The organism is Orrella daihaiensis (assembly GCF_022811525.1).
In the GTDB taxonomy this organism is placed as follows: domain Bacteria; phylum Pseudomonadota; class Gammaproteobacteria; order Burkholderiales; family Burkholderiaceae_B; genus Algicoccus; species Algicoccus daihaiensis.
The window spans coordinates 288,659-303,749 of record NZ_CP063982.1; the positions used below are offsets into that span (position 1 = coordinate 288,659).

Sequence of the window (15,091 nt, forward strand, 5' to 3'; positions counted from 1 at the left end):
TAGGACCCATGTTGCCAACACCAGAGGACATCAAGAAATACATTAGCGCAGGCTTGGCTTGTGAGCATCTCGAAGTCACCGGCGATGGTGCACATTTTGAGGCGGTGATTGTTAGCCCAGCGTTTGAAGGCAAGCGTCTGATTGCACGTCATCAACTCGTTTATGCCGCGCTTGGTGATCGTATGCGCGATGAGATTCATGCCCTGTCCATGAAAACGCTCACACCTGATGAGTTCAAGGCACAAGCCTGATGGACCGATTGCTGATCACTGGGGGTAAGCCGCTGGTTGGCGAGGTAGAGATTTCGGGCGCTAAAAATGCTGCGTTGCCGATTCTTTGCGCCGCGCTGCTCACCGCTGATACCGTGGCACTGGCGAATGTGCCTAGGCTTAAAGACGTGGACACCATGCTGAGCCTGCTTGCCCAGCTTGGTGTCAAGGTCAAGCACGATGGGCAAGCGGGTGTGGAGCTAACCGCCAGTTCGCTCGATTCGCTTCAAGCGCCGTATGAACTGGTTAAAACCATGCGCGCATCCATCCTCGTGTTAGGGCCGCTGGTTGCGCGCTTTGGACAGGCCAGGGTTAGCTTGCCAGGCGGTTGTGCGATCGGACAGCGGCCGGTCGATCAGCACATTCGAGGTCTTCAGGCGCTTGGAGCCGAGATCACGATTGAGCACGGCTATGTCGTTGCTAAAGCCAAACGGCTAAAAGGCGCTGTGATTCGTACTGACATGGTGACCGTCACCGGTACAGAAAACTTGCTCATGGCCGCAGTACTGGCTGAGGGCACGACGGTGCTGGAGAATGCTGCACGTGAGCCTGAGGTAGTGGATTTGGCCGAGTTGCTCATAAAAATGGGTGCCGATATTTCCGGGCACGGCACTGATCGAATCGTGATTCGTGGTGTCGAGCGTTTACACGGTGCGCAGCATGAGGTGATGCCTGATCGCATCGAGGCGGGTAGTTTTCTCTGTGCGGTTGCGGCAACGGGGGGGCAAATCCGGCTTGGCGGTGTTGCACCGTCTACAATGGGCGCAACGCTCAGTAAACTTGCTCAGGCAGGGCTGCAGCTAGAAGTCAGTGATGATTCGATTCAGGCCACTATGCAAGGCAGGCCCAAGTCAGTGGACATACGCACGCACGAATACCCCGGGTTTGCGACTGACATGCAGGCGCAGTTCATGGCGCTAAATACAGTGGCGCAGGGAACATCGATTGTGGTGGAGACCATATTTGAAAATCGCTTCATGCATGTGCAGGAACTGATACGGTTGGGTGCGGACATTGAAATCGATGGTCATACGGCAGTGGTCAGGGGTGTACCGTCACTGTCAGGCGCAACGGTGATGGCCACTGACTTGAGAGCCTCAGCTAGCTTGGTGATTGCTGGCCTGAAAGCTGAGGGCCAGACTGTCATTGAGCGTATCTATCATCTCGATCGTGGTTATACCAACATGGAAATTAAATTAAGGCAGCTTGGCGCTCAAATCGAGCGGATTTCTTCGCGAGGTCAAGCGTGACTGCGGCGGTTGATCGTCCGGTGACGCTGGCATTGTCCAAGGGCCGGATCTTTGAGGAGACGCTGCCGCTGCTGACGGCCGCTGGCATTGAGGTATCCGAGGATCCAGAAAAGTCGCGCAAACTGATTATTGGCACTAACCGGCCCGATGTGCGCCTGATTATTGTGCGTGCATCAGACGTCCCGACCTATGTCGAATATGGTGCAGCAGATCTAGGCATTGCAGGCAAGGATGTCTTGATCGAACATGCAGCAACTCATCCGGGTGGCCTGTATCAGCCTATTGACTTGCAAATAGCCCGTTGCAAGCTTTGCGTGGCCGTGCCGCGCGGGTTTGATTACGAAGCGGCTGTGCGTCAGGGTGCGCGGCTACGCGTTGCCACTAAGTACGTCTGTGCAGCTAGGGAACATTTTGCGCGCAAAGGGGTCTATGTAGATCTGATCAAGCTGTATGGCTCGATGGAGCTTGCACCACTGATTGGGCTGGCTGATGCGATTGTTGATCTGGTTTCCACTGGCAATACACTGAAAGCCAACAACCTCGTGGCAGTCGAAGACATCATGCCGATTTCTTCGCGGCTCATTGTCAACCGAGCAGCGTTAAAGACACGACAGGGACAATTACAGCCCATTATGGATGCTTTTGAGCAGGCAAGCTGAAATCCCTGTTAAGCTGATAGCTGTAGACTAGTCTTTTTTTGAATTTGATTGTTTTTTTGAATATTGAGTTGCCCCATGGCCGCCGTTACCCGACTGACCGCTAGAAATCCTGAGTTTGCCAGCCAGTTGACGAAGTTACTGCATGTGGATGCGGCTGAAGACGACGCGATCGAGTCAGCAGTCGCCAAGATATTGCAAGCGATTCGTCTAGAGGGTGATCAGGCGCTGTTGAGATACACGCAACAATTTGATCGTGTTTCTGCAAAATCAGTGGCTGAACTCGAAGTACCACGTCAGGCCTGGTTGTCGGCGCTTGAGGGCTTGCCAGCGGAGCAGCGCCAGGCGCTAGAGGCGGCAGCCGATCGCATTCGTGCCTACCACGAACGACAAAAACAAGACAGTTGGACTTTCACAGAGGCCAATGGCACAGTGCTTGGTCAGCAAATCACACCGCTTGACCGGGTGGGCCTCTACGTTCCAGGTGGCAAGGCAGCGTATCCATCATCGGTGTTGATGAACGTCATTCCTGCCAAAGTGGCTGGCGTCAAAGAAGTCATTATGGTGACGCCCACGCCAGATGGTCAGCGTAACCCCTTGGTGTTGGCTGCGGCAGCGATTGGTGGTGTGGATCGCGTCTTTGCTGTAGGTGGTGCCCAAGCGGTCGGTGCTTTGGCATATGGCACTGACACCATCGCTGCCGTGGACAAGATTGTCGGCCCTGGCAACGCCTACGTGGCTAGTGCTAAGCGTCGCGTATTTGGCAAGGTTGGGATTGACATGATTGCCGGTCCCAGTGAAATCCTGGTGATCTGTGATGGCAAGACACCGGCTGACTGGATCGCGATGGATCTGTTCTCCCAAGCCGAGCACGACGAGCTCGCGCAGGCGATTTTGTTGTGCCCGGATGCCGGTTTTTTGGATCAGGTACAAGATGCCATTGACCGTTTGCTGCCAACCATGCCCCGTAGCGACATCATCGCGACAAGCCTGAAAAACCGCGGTGCATTGATTCAGGTCGATTCGCTGGATGAAGCTTGCGACATCAGCAATCGTATTGCGCCAGAGCACCTTGAGGTGTCGGTTCAGGATCCAAAGTCACTATTGCCCAAGTTAAAGCATGCGGGTGCTATTTTTATGGGTCGCCACAGCTCTGAGTCTCTGGGAGACTATTGCGCCGGTCCCAATCACGTGCTGCCCACGTCAGGTACGGCGCGGTTTTCTTCGCCACTCGGTGTTTATGACTTTCAGAAGCGCTCAAGCATTATTGACGTATCTGCGCAAGGCGCCGTTGAGCTTGGACAGATTGCCCGAGTGTTGGCCACTGGTGAAGGACTGCCAGCGCACGCACAAAGTGCTGCGTATCGGATTGTCTGAAATTACCAGATACCGGGTGCATTTAACGTGTTAGGCCCAAGAGCCGCTTACAATATGATTTTGCAGTGACTGAACAGCAGTCTTAATTAAAGTGCGATCCTAATCATGCGAACCGCCGAAATCATCCGTAATACCAAAGAGACCCAAATCAGGGTCGCGTTAAATCTCGATGGCACTGGCAAACAGTCCATTGACACGGGCGTGCCGTTTTTGGATCACATGCTCGACCAGATTGCTCGTCACGGGTTGATTGATCTTGACATCAAAGCCACTGGTGATTTGTATATCGATGATCACCACACCGTCGAGGATGTTGGCATCACCATCGGACAAGCCTTGGCCAAAGCCCTAGGCGACAAGGCGGGGATCCGCCGTTATGGTCACAGTTATGTGCCGCTTGATGAGGCCTTATCGCGAGTGGTGATTGATCTGTCTGGCCGCCCTGGGCTGATTTTTGAGGTGCCGTACACGCGTGCTCGAGTCGGTAACTTTGACGTGGACCTCTCTCGGGAGTTTTTTCAGGGGCTGGTTAACCACGCGTGGATGACATTGCACATCGACAACTTGCGCGGCATTAACGCACACCATCAATGTGAGACGGTGTTCAAAGCGTTTGGTCGTGCATTGCGTATGGCCGTTGAACCTGATCCGCGCCAGGCTGGTGCAATTCCTTCGACCAAAGGCGTGCTGTAACTCCCGTACTTGTTGCGCCAAGAGACCCGCATGAAACGCATCGCAATTGTCGAATACGGCATGGGTAACTATCACTCTGTTGAGCGCGCCTTGCGTCACGCCGCTCCCGACGCCGATATCGTCTTGACTGGCACACCGGAGCATATCCTCGCTGCTGAGCGTGTGGTGTTGCCTGGCCAGGGTGCCATGGGCGATTGCATGAGGACGCTGCGCGAAGCGGGGCTGCAAGAGGTCATACTCGAAGTGGCTCGTAACAAGCCATTGCTTGGCGTTTGTGTTGGCGAGCAGATGCTGTTTGAGCGCAGCGAGGAAGGTCTCACCGACTGTCTGGCGTTACTGCCTGGGGAGGTTAAACGCTTTAGTGGCCCGATGTTTGACGAGTCAGCCGGCCCCGCTCGACTAAAAATCCCGCACATGGGCTGGAATCCAGTCAGGCAAGTGCAGCCGCACCCGCTTTGGGATGGTATTGCCGACGGGACACCTTTTTATTTTGTGCACAGCTATCATGTGGTGGCGGCAGATTCCACCTTGGTCTACGGTCAGGCCGATTATGGCTATGCATTCACGTGCGCCGTGGCGCGAGACAATATTTTTGCGGTGCAATTTCACCCTGAGAAGAGTGCGGATGATGGTTTACGCCTTTACCGCAATTTTGTAGATTGGAACCCTTAACCATTAACGTTGAATTACTAACCAGTCATGCTACTGATACCTGCAATCGATTTGAAAGACGGTCAATGTGTGCGTTTGCGTCAAGGCGACATGGATGATGCCACGGTCTTCTCGGAAGACCCGGTGGAGGTGGCCGAGCGCTGGGCTGATCTCGGTGCGAGACGGTTGCATCTGGTGGATTTGAATGGTGCGGTCGATGGCAAGCCACGCAATGAGGGTGTGATACGCGATATCCTGGAAGCCATGGGTGATGAGGTACCGGTGCAAATCGGTGGTGGCATCCGCGATTTGGATACGATTGAGCGCTATCTCGATGCAGGTATATCCTATGTCATCATCGGCACAGCGGCGGTCAAAAATCCGGGATTTTTGCAGGATGCTTGCGGCGCTTTCCCCGGCAACATCATTGTTGGCCTCGATGCCAAAGATGGCAGGGTTGCCACTGATGGATGGAGCAAGCTGACAAAGCATAGCGTGACGGATCTCGCCAAAAAGTTCGAAGACTATGGTTGTGAAGCCATTATCTACACGGACATTGGTCGTGATGGCATGCTCTCCGGCGTCAATATTGAAGCCACGGTCAAGCTTGCTCAGCACGTGCGCATTCCGGTGATTGCTTCTGGTGGCATCACAGACATCACGGACATTGAGAAACTCTGCGCCGTCGAGGCTGATGGTGTGGAGGGGGCGATTCTGGGTCGCAGCATTTATGAGGGCACACTGGATTTTGAGCAGGCAGTCAGACGTGCCGACGAGCTGTGTCCATGACCGAGGCGATCGAGCCCGTACTCGGCTGTGACGGCCTGATGCGCCGTATCATCCCGTGTCTGGATGTCACAGCCGGTCGAGTGGTCAAAGGCGTTAACTTCGTAGATCTGATGGATGCTGGCGATCCAGTTGAAATCGCCCGTCGGTACAACGCCGAAGGCGCCGATGAACTGACCTTTCTTGACATTACTGCCACCAGTGATGATCGGGATTTGATTTTGCCGATCATCGATGCGGTGGCGTCCGAAGTGTTCATCCCGTTAACCGTGGGTGGTGGTGTCAGACAAGTCAGTGATGTGCAGCGCTTACTAAATGCAGGCGCTGACAAAGTCTCCATCAACAGCGCTGCAGTGGCCGACCCGGACCTTATCAAGCGCGCCGCTGACTATCACGGCTCGCAATGTATTGTGATTGCCATTGATGCCAGGCGCGTGCCCGGCACGCCTGATTCCGATCCCCGCTGGGAGGTTTTTACCCATGGGGGCCGCCGCGGCACCGGTATGGATGCGCTCGAGTGGGCGCAACGTATGCAGGCCGCTGGCGCTGGTGAGGTGTTGTTAACCAGCATGGATCGAGATGGCACGCGTGAGGGATTTGACTTGTTGCTAACGCGTGCGGTTTCTGATGCTGTCAGTATCCCGGTGATTGCCTCTGGTGGCGTGGGCAATCTGCAGCACTTGGCCGATGGTGTCACCATCGGTGGAGCCAATGCCGTACTGGCGGCAAGTATTTTTCATTTTGGGCAGTACACCATAGACCAAGCCAAGGCATATATGGCCGAGCGCGGCATCCCGGTGAGAATTAAGCATGACTGAGCTGCAAACGTTGCCCGACTGGATGGCAGCGGTGAAATTCGATCAGCAGGGTCTGGTGCCTGTGATTGCTCAAGATGAGCTCACCGGACGGATTTTAATGGTGGCTTGGGCGAATCGCGAGGCGTTGCTCGAGACTGCCCGATCTGGGCATGCGGTGTATTTTTCCCGATCACGTCAGCGCCTTTGGCGCAAGGGCGAGTCCTCAGGTCATACCCAGATCGTCAAGGAGATTCGCCTAGACTGCGATGGCGATGTTGTTTTGTTGATCGTCAGCCAGATTGGCGATATTGCGTGCCATACGGGGCGTCAAAGCTGCTTTTATCGGCAGTTGAAGCAAATTGATGGCACAATGCAGTGGCAGTCAGTCGACCCGGTCCTCAAGGACCCTGATGATATTTACAAGTGATGAGTTAGGCCGTGCAAGAAAACCCCGAGATGATTTTGAGTCGTTTGGCGCGTGTGCTTCAAAGCCGCCACCCAGCCCAGGGCGCAGATCCTGAGGGCTCTTACGTCGCGAAGTTGCTTCTGAAGGGTCAGGATGCGATTCTGAAGAAAGTGGGTGAAGAGTCCACTGAGCTTGTCATGGCTAGCAAAGATGGTCAGCCTCAGCGTGTGGTATCCGAGATGGCGGATCTTTGGTTCCATTGTCTGGTGCTATTGACGCATCACGGGCTTGAGCCTGGCGACGTGCTCAAGGAGCTCGAACGCCGAGAAGGCGTCTCGGGCCTGGCTGAAAAAGCCAGCCGCGCAGCTGACCAGGGTTAGATGGGTTTAAAGGGGGGTCGATAGGCGATGAGTGAGAACTGCCTTTTTTGCAGAATTATCAAAAAAGAGATACCGGCTGACGTGGTCTATGAAGATGACGAGTTTATCGTTTTCAAAGACATTAACCCGGCTGCGCCGATACATCTTTTGCTTGTGCCGAAACACCACGTAGTTTCCCTACAGGACATTATCCCCTCTGATAGCGAATGGTTAGGTAGAATGATGTCATTGGTACCGAAAATAGCCCTGGAAAATGGTTGCGCTCCGGGTCCAAGCGGAGGGTTCCGTCTAGTGGCTAATTCGGGTGCACACGGTGGCCAGGAAGTCGGTCATCTTCATTTTCATATTATGGGTGGTCCAAGGCCCTGGTCGGGTCGGGCAGCACCTAACGCCTAAGTGGAGAGTTTGAATGGGCACCTTTAGCATTTGGCACTGGTTGATTGTTTTGTTGGTGGTGGCCTTGATTTTTGGCACCAAGAAGTTGCGCAACATCGGTTCAGATTTGGGCGGTGCGGTCAAGGGTTTTAAAGAGGGCATGAAAGAGGCCAACGATAAGGCCGATGAAGATGCAACTGCTGCGCAGACCCAGCGCGTCGCCTCGGGCGAGACCATTGACGTGCAAGCCAAGGAAAAGTCTGGCTCCCAGTCTTCTTGAAATTAATTAGTGCGGCTTGGCTTGGGCTGATCAGTTCAGCCCAAGCCTTTTCGACTTCGTAAAAAATAGGCGCTTTGTGTTTGATATCAGCTTTACTGAGTTGATGCTCATTGGAGTGGTTGCGTTGGTCGTTATTGGCCCGGAGCGACTGCCCAAGGTCGCAAAAACAGTCGGCCACCTTCTTGGGCGGGCACAACGTTACGTCAGTGATGTCAAGGGTGACATCCAGCGCGAGGTCGAACTCGATGAACTGCGCAAGATGAAAGAAGAGATGGAGACGGCGGCTAGATCGATGCAGACGTCGATGCAGCAAACCGAGTCGAGCCTGCGCAAAGAATTGCAAAGCCCGGTTGACGATATCAAAAGCGAAGTTGATGAGTTCAAGAGTGATTTTGAGCCGCAGATGAGCTCGATTGACAAGCAAGTCAGCAATCAAGCACAGCTATCAGAGGCACCGCCCGCCGCCCAGACGAGCCCTGCGCCGGTTGCCGAGCCATCGGTGAAGTCTGATGCGCCGGAGGCCAAACCATGAGCCAGGCAGATACCGCACCCCAAGAAGGGTTCATGTCCCACCTCGTTGAGTTGCGTAACCGGCTGATCAAGGCGGTCATTGCGGTGATGGGTGTGTTTGTTGTGCTTTTTATGTACCCCGGCGCCTCTGTCATTTATGACTTTCTGGCCCAACCGATGCTAGCGTCCCTGCCGCAGGGTACCCGCATGATCGCAACCGGGGTGATTACGCCATTCATGGTGCCAGTCAAGGTGACATTACTGGCGGCATTTATTTTGGCGCTGCCGTATGTGCTTTATCAGGCGTGGGCCTTTGTGGCACCTGGCCTATACCGCCATGAACAAAAATTGGCGTTGCCGCTGATTGTCTCAAGCTCGTTGTTATTCCTGGCTGGTATGGCGTTTTGTTATTTCATCGTATTCAACACGGTGTTTGCTTTCATCACGTCGTTTGCGCCTCAGTCAATTACGCCAGCCCCGGACATTGAGGCGTACCTCAGTTTCGTGATCACGATGTTCATCGCGTTTGGTGTGACTTTTGAGGTACCCATTGCGGTGGTCTTGCTTGTGCGCATGGGCATCATGAGTGTCGAGAAACTGCGGGAGATCCGCGGTTACGTCATTGTCGTGGCGTTTGTGATTGCCGCCATCGTGACCCCGCCCGATGTGATCAGTCAGTTTATGTTGGCTGTCCCGCTCTGGATTCTGTACGAAGTGGGTTTACTGCTTGCCCGCAATATCAAGCCAAGAAAGCCTGATGAAGATGACGGTGATCAGGCTAGCGAGTCTTCGTCTACCTCTAAAACCGACTGAATCGGATCTTCAGGTTTGCCTTGGGCGCGACGCAGCTCGATGACTGAGCCTAGGGATTGTTCGTGAGTCAGCCGCATGCGATTGCCTAGCGCTTGAGCGAATGCTTGAGCTGCCGCCGATGGAGCGCGCTGGGGGTTAAACACGTAAACCAGGTCCCTGTACAGGGATGGCGATTCAAGTCGGTGAGTGCGAAAGTGGACGGCTGTGCGGTTGCGCAGATTTTGTATGACGCTTTCCGGTAAAAATCCCACGTATGGTCCTTGGCTAATGAGCAAGGACTTGGCCAAGAGCGAGTCGAGCTCGAAAACAGGCGCTAAGGTAATACCCAGTTTTTTGGCGTAGTCTTCAAGGACATGACGCAGACCATGATCACGTGTTGGCAAAATCAGGCGATGCTTGACGACTTCCTTGAGTTGCATTTTTGCGGGTAGCTTTTCACCGCTACGTGCTGAAGACATCAACACGATTTCTTCACGCAGCACGAGCTCCTGAGCCAGGCTGCTATGTCCTCTGGGGCGATTGACAAATGCCAGATCGATTCGGCCATGGTTGACGTCTTCGCAAAGCGGATCAGTCAGGCCCTCAGTGATCGAGAGTGTGATGTTGGGGTAGCTTTCGGTGAACTGGGTTAGAACAGACGGCAAGACGCTATGGCCAATGCTTGAGATCAGACCAATCCTGACATGACCGGAGAGGCTTTTACCGTCGTGGGTGACCTTCGCTTTGGCTGACGCAAATGCCGATACGACAGGTACAAACAGACTGTACATTTCGTCAGCAGCCGGTGTCGAATGCATGCCTCGTGGTGTTCGTGTGAAAAGCTCGCGGCCGATCTCGCTCTCCAGACGTGAGATCTGCATGCTCAGCGCGGGCTGGACGATATTTAATCGCTTGGCCGCTTTCGTGACCGACTTTTCTTCGTAGAGGCAAAGGAAATACTGGATTTGTCGCAGATCCATGATTAATCTCGACTTTGGGGGTTGATCAACAAAACTATATCAATTATTTTGATACCTAGGATTAGAAATAATTAGTAGACATACTAGTATTGAAATTTTTAGTATTCACATACAACAATGAGATAGCAAATCGGGTTATTCGGTTTCGTCTCGAACGGTAACCTTAAAGTCCCGGGGGGAATGATGATCAGCGAAAGACTTAAAGTAGCGCGCTTACGTGTGGGTTTATCACAAGAAAAGCTTGGTAAGCTAGCGGGTATTGACCCAACATCTGCAAGCGCGCGCATGAACCAGTACGAGCGTGGCAAGCACTCACCGGATTACCGTCTGATGTGCAAAGTCGCCGAAATCCTGAACATGCCAGTTAGTTGGTTTTACACGCAGGATGACGACATGGCTCGCTTGCAAGAGATTTTCTTTAACTTGTCGCCTGACGCACGTCGTGACCTGCTCGCGCATGCTGAAGCAACCGGACAGAACTCGGTCAGTGGCTTTGCCTGATCGACTCGTCTGAGAAGCGTGTATGGCGTCATTGCCAGGAATCATTAGATGCAACGCGCCGAACTGCAACGCTGGTTAGATACAACGCTGGAATCCACCCGGTTCTCGGACTACTGCCCCAATGGGCTACAGGTCGAGGGTAGGACCGAAATCAACAAGTTGGTGACTGGAGTGACTGCGAGTCAAGCGTTGCTTGACCGCGCAGTGGCGCTACAGGCTGATGCCATCCTGGTGCATCATGGCTGGTTCTGGCGCGGTGAGGATCCGACCATTCGTGGCACTCGCAAACAACGTATTGCCACGGCTTTGGCGAGTGATCTGAATGTATTTGCCTATCACTTGCCGCTGGATGCGCACCCGACATTGGGTAACAACGCCCAACTGGCCAAGGTCCTTGGACTACAAGTTGAGCTCGACGCTCAGGCTAACCCGGTGACTGGCGGGGCAAAGGGACTCATTTGGTTTGGTGCACCGCAAACCCCCGTCACGTTGGGGCAGTTTGTTGCTAACACCAATCACGCTTTGAACCGACCCGCGGTGTTTATCGGTGATGCTGATCGACCCTGCAAGCGTGTTGCCTGGTGCACGGGTGGTGCACAAGGCATGTTTGAGGCAGCAATCGACGCCGGGGTGGATGTCTACATTACTGGCGAGATATCTGAGCCCAATGCTCACCTGGCGCGTGAAAGCGGTGTGGGCTTCATTGCGGCAGGACATCATGCAACCGAACGCTACGGGGTAAAAGCGCTCGGTGAAGCGATTGCGGCCGAATTCGATGTCGAAGTGTTGTTTTTTGACATCGACAATCCGGCCTAATCGAGTCAGCTTTGCTGTTTTTTCAAGAGATCTCTGATTTCAGTCAAGAGAACCACCTCTTGCGCGGTGGGCGCAGCCGTTGCTTCTTGCTCCTTCTCAAAACGTGCCCGGGCCGTGCTGACGGCCTTGACCATCCAGAAGATGACAAAGGCTAACAGGACAAAATTCAATAGGATGGTCAAAAAGTTACCCCAGGCGAAAAGCGTTGCGCCCGCGGCACTTAATTCAGCATAGGTTTCTGGGCCAGCGTAGCCAGCTGGTTTGGATAACACAATGAATTTATTGGAAAAATCTGCTGAGCCGCCGACCAGAAAGTTAATGATCGGCATCACAATGTCTTTCACCATCGAATCAACGATTTTGGAGAAAGCAGCGCCGATGATAATACCAACGGCTAAGTCGATGACATTGCCACGCATGGCAAAAGATTTGAACTCTGACAATATTCCTTTGACTGAAGCCACGTTTGTTCTCCTTGATAGTGGTCAATTGGTGGTTCAACACGGCGGTATAATATTGGACGATCATAAATTTGTGTCATTAGATTCCGGTTTTAGGAAATCACAACCAAGGATTATGTGATGAGTCAGGATTCAACGGTTAACCAAGACGCTGAGGGTTCCGCACCACTGGAACTACCTAGCGATCCACAGCGCCGCTTCTGGATTGGCGCAACCTGTGCGGCCGGTGGTGTTGCGGGTGCCGCCGTAGCGGTGCCATTTGTGGGCAGCTTCGCTCCTTCTGAAAAAGCGCGTGCAGCGGGTGCGCCCGTCGAAGTCGACATCAGCACCATCCCGCCTGGTCAAATGCGCACTTACGAGTGGCGTGGCAAACCAGTCTGGGTGATTCATCGCACGCCGGAAATGCTCGAAGGGCTCTCCAAAGTGAATGGTGACTTGGCTGATCCCAATTCTGATCGTCCCGGATACACGCCACCCTACGCCAAGAACGAGTGGCGCTCACGCAAACCTGAATTGTGGGTGGGCGTTGGCATTTGCACACACCTAGGCTGTTCGCCAACACCGCGATTTGAGCCGGGTGCTCAGCCTAGTCTGCCCGATGATTGGCAGGGCGGCAGTCTTTGCCCTTGTCATGGCTCGTGGTTTGACATGGCCGGCCGTGTCTACAAGAACAAACCTGCACCTGACAACTTGGAAGTGCCGCCATATCAATACATCAGTGATTCCAAGATTGTGATTGGGGTTGATGAAGATAACCCGGCCTAAATTGCCTAAGCTAGTGCTGTTTGTTGACATTGGATTGAAAGACTGAAAGGAGCCGTTTATGGCTGGCGAGAAGAACGTCGAAACAACGGGTTTGCTAGGGTGGATTGACCGCCGATTCCCGCTGACGTCGATGGTAAAGGAGCATTTGTCTGAGTACTATGCGCCCAAAAATTTCAACTTCTGGTATTTCTTTGGTTCGCTAGCGATGCTGGTGTTGGTAATCCAGATTGTGACTGGAATTTTTTTGGTGATGCATTACAAGCCGGATGCGCAATTAGCATTTGATTCGGTCGAATACATTATGCGCGAGGTGCCGGGAGGCTGGTTCATCCGCTACATGCACTCTACAGGCGCCTCGATGTTCTTTGTCGTGGTGTATCTGCACATGACGCGCGCCTTGATATATGGCTCTTACCGCAAACCACGCGAGTTGGTGTGGATCTTTGGTGTGGGCATCTTCTTGGCACTGATGGCTGAAGCGTTCATGGGTTACCTATTGCCCTGGGGTCAGATGTCTTACTGGGGTGCGCAGGTGATTGTTAACCTATTTGCTGCTGTGCCATTGATTGGACCCGACTTGGCCATTTGGATCCGCGGCGACTATGTGGTGTCTGATGCGACGCTGAACCGATTCTTCTCCTTACATGTGATCGCTATCCCATTGGTTTTGCTGGGCCTAGTGGTGGCTCACATCATTGCCTTGCACGAGGTGGGTTCAAACAATCCCGATGGTATCGACATCAAGGAAAAGAAAGACAAGTACGGGCGTCCGCTGGATGGTATCCCCTTCCATCCCTATTACACCGTGCATGACATTCTTGGTGTGGCGGGCTTCCTAATCGTCTTTATGGCCATCGTATTCTTTGCGCCAGAAATGGGCGGTTACTTCCTGGAGTTCAACAACTTCTTGCCAGCTGATCCGCTAAAGACACCGCCGCACATTGCACCGGTCTGGTATTTCACGCCTTTCTACTCAATGTTGCGCGCCACGACTGATCAGTTCACTTGGGTGATGGCAGCAGGTGCAGTTGTTGCCGCGCTGGTTTTGTTCTTAAAGTGTAAAGGCGCTGCCAAACTGATTGTTCCGGTAATTTTGATTGCATTGGCTGTTTCGTTCCGCATCATCGATGCCAAGTTCTGGGGTGTGGTGGTGATGGGCGGTGCGGTTGTGCTGTTGTTCTTCTTGCCATGGCTCGACTACAGCCCGGTCCGTTCAATCCGTTATCGTCCAGACTGGCACAAGTGGGTTTATGGGATCTTCTTTGTGAACTTTCTCATCTTGGGCTATCTGGGCACGCAGGCGCCAACAGACGTGTTTAACCTGATGTCACAAATTGGTACGGTTATCTACCTGGCATTCTTCTTCCTGATGCCGGTGTGGAGTCGTATGGGCACGTTCAAGCCAGTGCCTGACCGTGTTGTTTACCATGCCCATTGAGCCAGAGAGAGACGTGATGAAATTAATGAATAAGCTCCTTGGTGCTATCGTTGTATCCTTGACCTGTTCAGTTGCCATGGCGGCAGGCAGTTCTTATCCTTTGGACAAAGCACCACCCAAACTGAACGATCAAGCCGCCTTGCAAAATGGCGCCAAGATCTTTGTGAATCACTGCTTGAATTGCCACAGTGCCAAGTCGCTGCGCTACAACAAATTGCGCGACATCGGCTTGACCGATCAGCAGATCAAGGAAAGTCTGTTGTTCACCGGTGAGAAAGTAGGTGACATGATGACCATCGCGATGACTGTGCAAGATGGGGCGCGATGGTTCGGTGCTGCACCTCCCGACTTGTCAGTGATCGCTCGTGCCAAGTCAATTAATGCAGGCCCCCCGGGTGGTGACTACATCTACACCTACATGCGTACGTTCTATCGCGATACGACTAACGCAACGGGCTGGAACAACCTTGCCTTTCCCAACGCCGGTATGCCTCATGTCCTATGGGATCAACAGGGTCCTCGTGAGTTGACATCGACCTTGATCCATCAAGTGCCTAAAGACGGCAAGATGGTCTGGGAGAAACTCACCAAGCAGTATGACGCTCAGGGGTACTGGACGGCCAAGGCTGAAACTCTCGATAATTACTCGGGCCCCGGTGGCGAAACCCATACGTTCAAGGCACTTGACCCCAAAAAAGCTGCCCAGTACGACAAGGACATGGGTGACTTGGCTGCATTTATGACTTGGATGGCTGAACCTGTTCAGCTTGAGCGCAAGAAGATTGGTGTTTGGGTGTTAATTTTCTTGGGTCTGTTTTTTGTAGTGGCATGGCGCCTTAACGCGACATACTGGAAACACGTCCGTTAAAATCCACTACTTCGGGCCAGCACCTGCCTTAAGGCTGGTG

Annotated in this window: 21 protein-coding genes; 19 read left to right on the forward strand and 2 right to left on the reverse strand. The window is 53.3% G+C overall.

Going from position 1 to position 15,091, the window contains the following annotated elements; all coding sequences use genetic code 11:
• The first annotated feature begins 8 nt into the window (after nucleotides 1-8).
• From DHf2319_RS01330 to tatC, 14 genes are all read left to right on the forward strand, one after another.
• Entirely contained in the window at nucleotides 9-251 is a 243-nt protein-coding gene (locus DHf2319_RS01330) for a BolA family protein (protein WP_243479018.1), read from the forward strand.
• A complete protein-coding gene (gene murA / locus DHf2319_RS01335; protein ID WP_243479019.1) occupies nucleotides 251-1,519 on the forward strand; it encodes a UDP-N-acetylglucosamine 1-carboxyvinyltransferase in 1,269 nt (422 codons plus the stop codon). Before DHf2319_RS01330 ends, murA begins: the two co-directional genes overlap by 1 nt.
• Complete coding sequence (gene hisG, locus DHf2319_RS01340; RefSeq protein WP_243479020.1) at nucleotides 1,516-2,178, forward strand: ATP phosphoribosyltransferase; 663 nt, start codon at nucleotides 1,516-1,518, stop codon at nucleotides 2,176-2,178. The genes murA and hisG overlap by 4 nt, the downstream gene beginning before the upstream one ends.
• Before the next feature lie 75 nt (nucleotides 2,179-2,253).
• The gene (hisD, locus tag DHf2319_RS01345) at nucleotides 2,254-3,552 is read left to right on the forward strand and encodes a histidinol dehydrogenase (protein ID WP_243479021.1); all 1,299 of its coding nucleotides are present in this window, start codon (nucleotides 2,254-2,256) and stop codon (nucleotides 3,550-3,552) included.
• A 105-nt stretch (nucleotides 3,553-3,657) separates the two neighbouring features.
• Entirely contained in the window at nucleotides 3,658-4,245 is a 588-nt protein-coding gene (gene hisB / locus DHf2319_RS01350; RefSeq protein WP_243479022.1) for an imidazoleglycerol-phosphate dehydratase HisB, read from the forward strand.
• A 30-nt stretch (nucleotides 4,246-4,275) separates the two neighbouring features.
• Nucleotides 4,276-4,917: an imidazole glycerol phosphate synthase subunit HisH gene (hisH, locus tag DHf2319_RS01355; RefSeq protein ID WP_243479023.1), complete on the forward strand. Its 642-nt coding sequence runs from the start codon at nucleotides 4,276-4,278 to the stop codon at nucleotides 4,915-4,917.
• 27 nt (nucleotides 4,918-4,944) lie between these two features.
• On the forward strand, nucleotides 4,945-5,685 hold the full coding sequence (gene hisA / locus DHf2319_RS01360) for a 1-(5-phosphoribosyl)-5-[(5-phosphoribosylamino)methylideneamino]imidazole-4-carboxamide isomerase (protein ID WP_243479024.1): 741 nt from the start codon (nucleotides 4,945-4,947) through the stop codon (nucleotides 5,683-5,685).
• Nucleotides 5,682-6,500, forward strand: coding sequence for an imidazole glycerol phosphate synthase subunit HisF (gene hisF / locus DHf2319_RS01365; protein ID WP_243479025.1), 819 nt, complete (start codon nucleotides 5,682-5,684; stop codon nucleotides 6,498-6,500). Before hisA ends, hisF begins: the two co-directional genes overlap by 4 nt.
• A 1-nt stretch (nucleotide 6,501) precedes the next feature.
• On the forward strand, nucleotides 6,502-6,906 hold the full coding sequence (hisI, locus tag DHf2319_RS01370; RefSeq protein WP_243479959.1) for a phosphoribosyl-AMP cyclohydrolase: 405 nt from the start codon (nucleotides 6,502-6,504) through the stop codon (nucleotides 6,904-6,906).
• A gap of 29 nt (nucleotides 6,907-6,935) precedes the next feature.
• On the forward strand, nucleotides 6,936-7,265 hold the full coding sequence (locus DHf2319_RS01375; protein ID WP_243479960.1) for a phosphoribosyl-ATP diphosphatase: 330 nt from the start codon (nucleotides 6,936-6,938) through the stop codon (nucleotides 7,263-7,265).
• Nucleotides 7,266-7,292: 27 nt separating this feature from the next.
• Nucleotides 7,293-7,661 carry a histidine triad nucleotide-binding protein gene (locus DHf2319_RS01380; RefSeq protein ID WP_243479026.1) on the forward strand — a complete coding sequence of 123 codons (369 nt, stop codon included), beginning with the start codon at nucleotides 7,293-7,295 and terminating at the stop codon, nucleotides 7,659-7,661.
• 13 nt (nucleotides 7,662-7,674) lie between these two features.
• A complete protein-coding gene (gene tatA, locus DHf2319_RS01385; RefSeq protein ID WP_243479027.1) occupies nucleotides 7,675-7,920 on the forward strand; it encodes a Sec-independent protein translocase subunit TatA in 246 nt (81 codons plus the stop codon).
• Nucleotides 7,921-7,996: 76 nt separating this feature from the next.
• On the forward strand, nucleotides 7,997-8,452 hold the full coding sequence (gene tatB, locus DHf2319_RS01390; RefSeq protein WP_243479028.1) for a Sec-independent protein translocase protein TatB: 456 nt from the start codon (nucleotides 7,997-7,999) through the stop codon (nucleotides 8,450-8,452).
• Entirely contained in the window at nucleotides 8,449-9,243 is a 795-nt protein-coding gene (tatC, locus tag DHf2319_RS01395) for a twin-arginine translocase subunit TatC (protein WP_243479029.1), read from the forward strand. The genes tatB and tatC overlap by 4 nt, the downstream gene beginning before the upstream one ends.
• Here the strand turns inward: tatC and DHf2319_RS01400 are convergent.
• On the reverse strand, nucleotides 9,204-10,202 hold the full coding sequence (locus DHf2319_RS01400; RefSeq protein WP_243479030.1) for a LysR family transcriptional regulator: 999 nt from the start codon (nucleotides 10,200-10,202) through the stop codon (nucleotides 9,204-9,206). The two genes, tatC and DHf2319_RS01400, sit on opposite strands and share 40 nt — an antisense overlap.
• 180 nt (nucleotides 10,203-10,382) lie before the next feature.
• Here DHf2319_RS01400 and DHf2319_RS01405 point away from each other — a divergent pair, with 180 nt between their 5' ends.
• Together DHf2319_RS01405 and DHf2319_RS01410 are read left to right on the forward strand one after the other, a co-directional pair.
• Nucleotides 10,383-10,703, forward strand: a complete 321-nt coding sequence (locus tag DHf2319_RS01405; protein WP_243479031.1) for a helix-turn-helix domain-containing protein — start codon at nucleotides 10,383-10,385, stop codon at nucleotides 10,701-10,703.
• A gap of 48 nt (nucleotides 10,704-10,751) precedes the next feature.
• Entirely contained in the window at nucleotides 10,752-11,519 is a 768-nt protein-coding gene (locus DHf2319_RS01410) for a Nif3-like dinuclear metal center hexameric protein (protein WP_243479032.1), read from the forward strand.
• A gap of 5 nt (nucleotides 11,520-11,524) precedes the next feature.
• On the opposite strand, the gene mscL is transcribed toward DHf2319_RS01410, so the two are convergent.
• Nucleotides 11,525-11,983 (reverse strand): large conductance mechanosensitive channel protein MscL, encoded by a 459-nt coding sequence (gene mscL / locus DHf2319_RS01415; RefSeq protein ID WP_256462165.1) that lies wholly within the window; start codon nucleotides 11,981-11,983, stop codon nucleotides 11,525-11,527.
• Between the two features lie 117 nt (nucleotides 11,984-12,100).
• On the opposite strand from mscL, the gene petA reads away from it, so the two are divergent.
• From petA to DHf2319_RS01430, 3 genes are read left to right on the forward strand one after another with little or no spacing between them, the layout of a single operon-like run.
• A complete protein-coding gene (gene petA, locus DHf2319_RS01420; RefSeq protein ID WP_243479033.1) occupies nucleotides 12,101-12,745 on the forward strand; it encodes a ubiquinol-cytochrome c reductase iron-sulfur subunit in 645 nt (214 codons plus the stop codon).
• Nucleotides 12,746-12,803: 58 nt separating this feature from the next.
• On the forward strand, nucleotides 12,804-14,183 hold the full coding sequence (locus tag DHf2319_RS01425; protein ID WP_243479034.1) for a cytochrome b: 1,380 nt from the start codon (nucleotides 12,804-12,806) through the stop codon (nucleotides 14,181-14,183).
• Nucleotides 14,184-14,199: 16 nt separating this feature from the next.
• A complete protein-coding gene (locus DHf2319_RS01430; RefSeq protein WP_243479035.1) occupies nucleotides 14,200-15,051 on the forward strand; it encodes a cytochrome c1 in 852 nt (283 codons plus the stop codon).
• The last annotated feature ends 40 nt before the right edge of the window (nucleotides 15,052-15,091 follow it).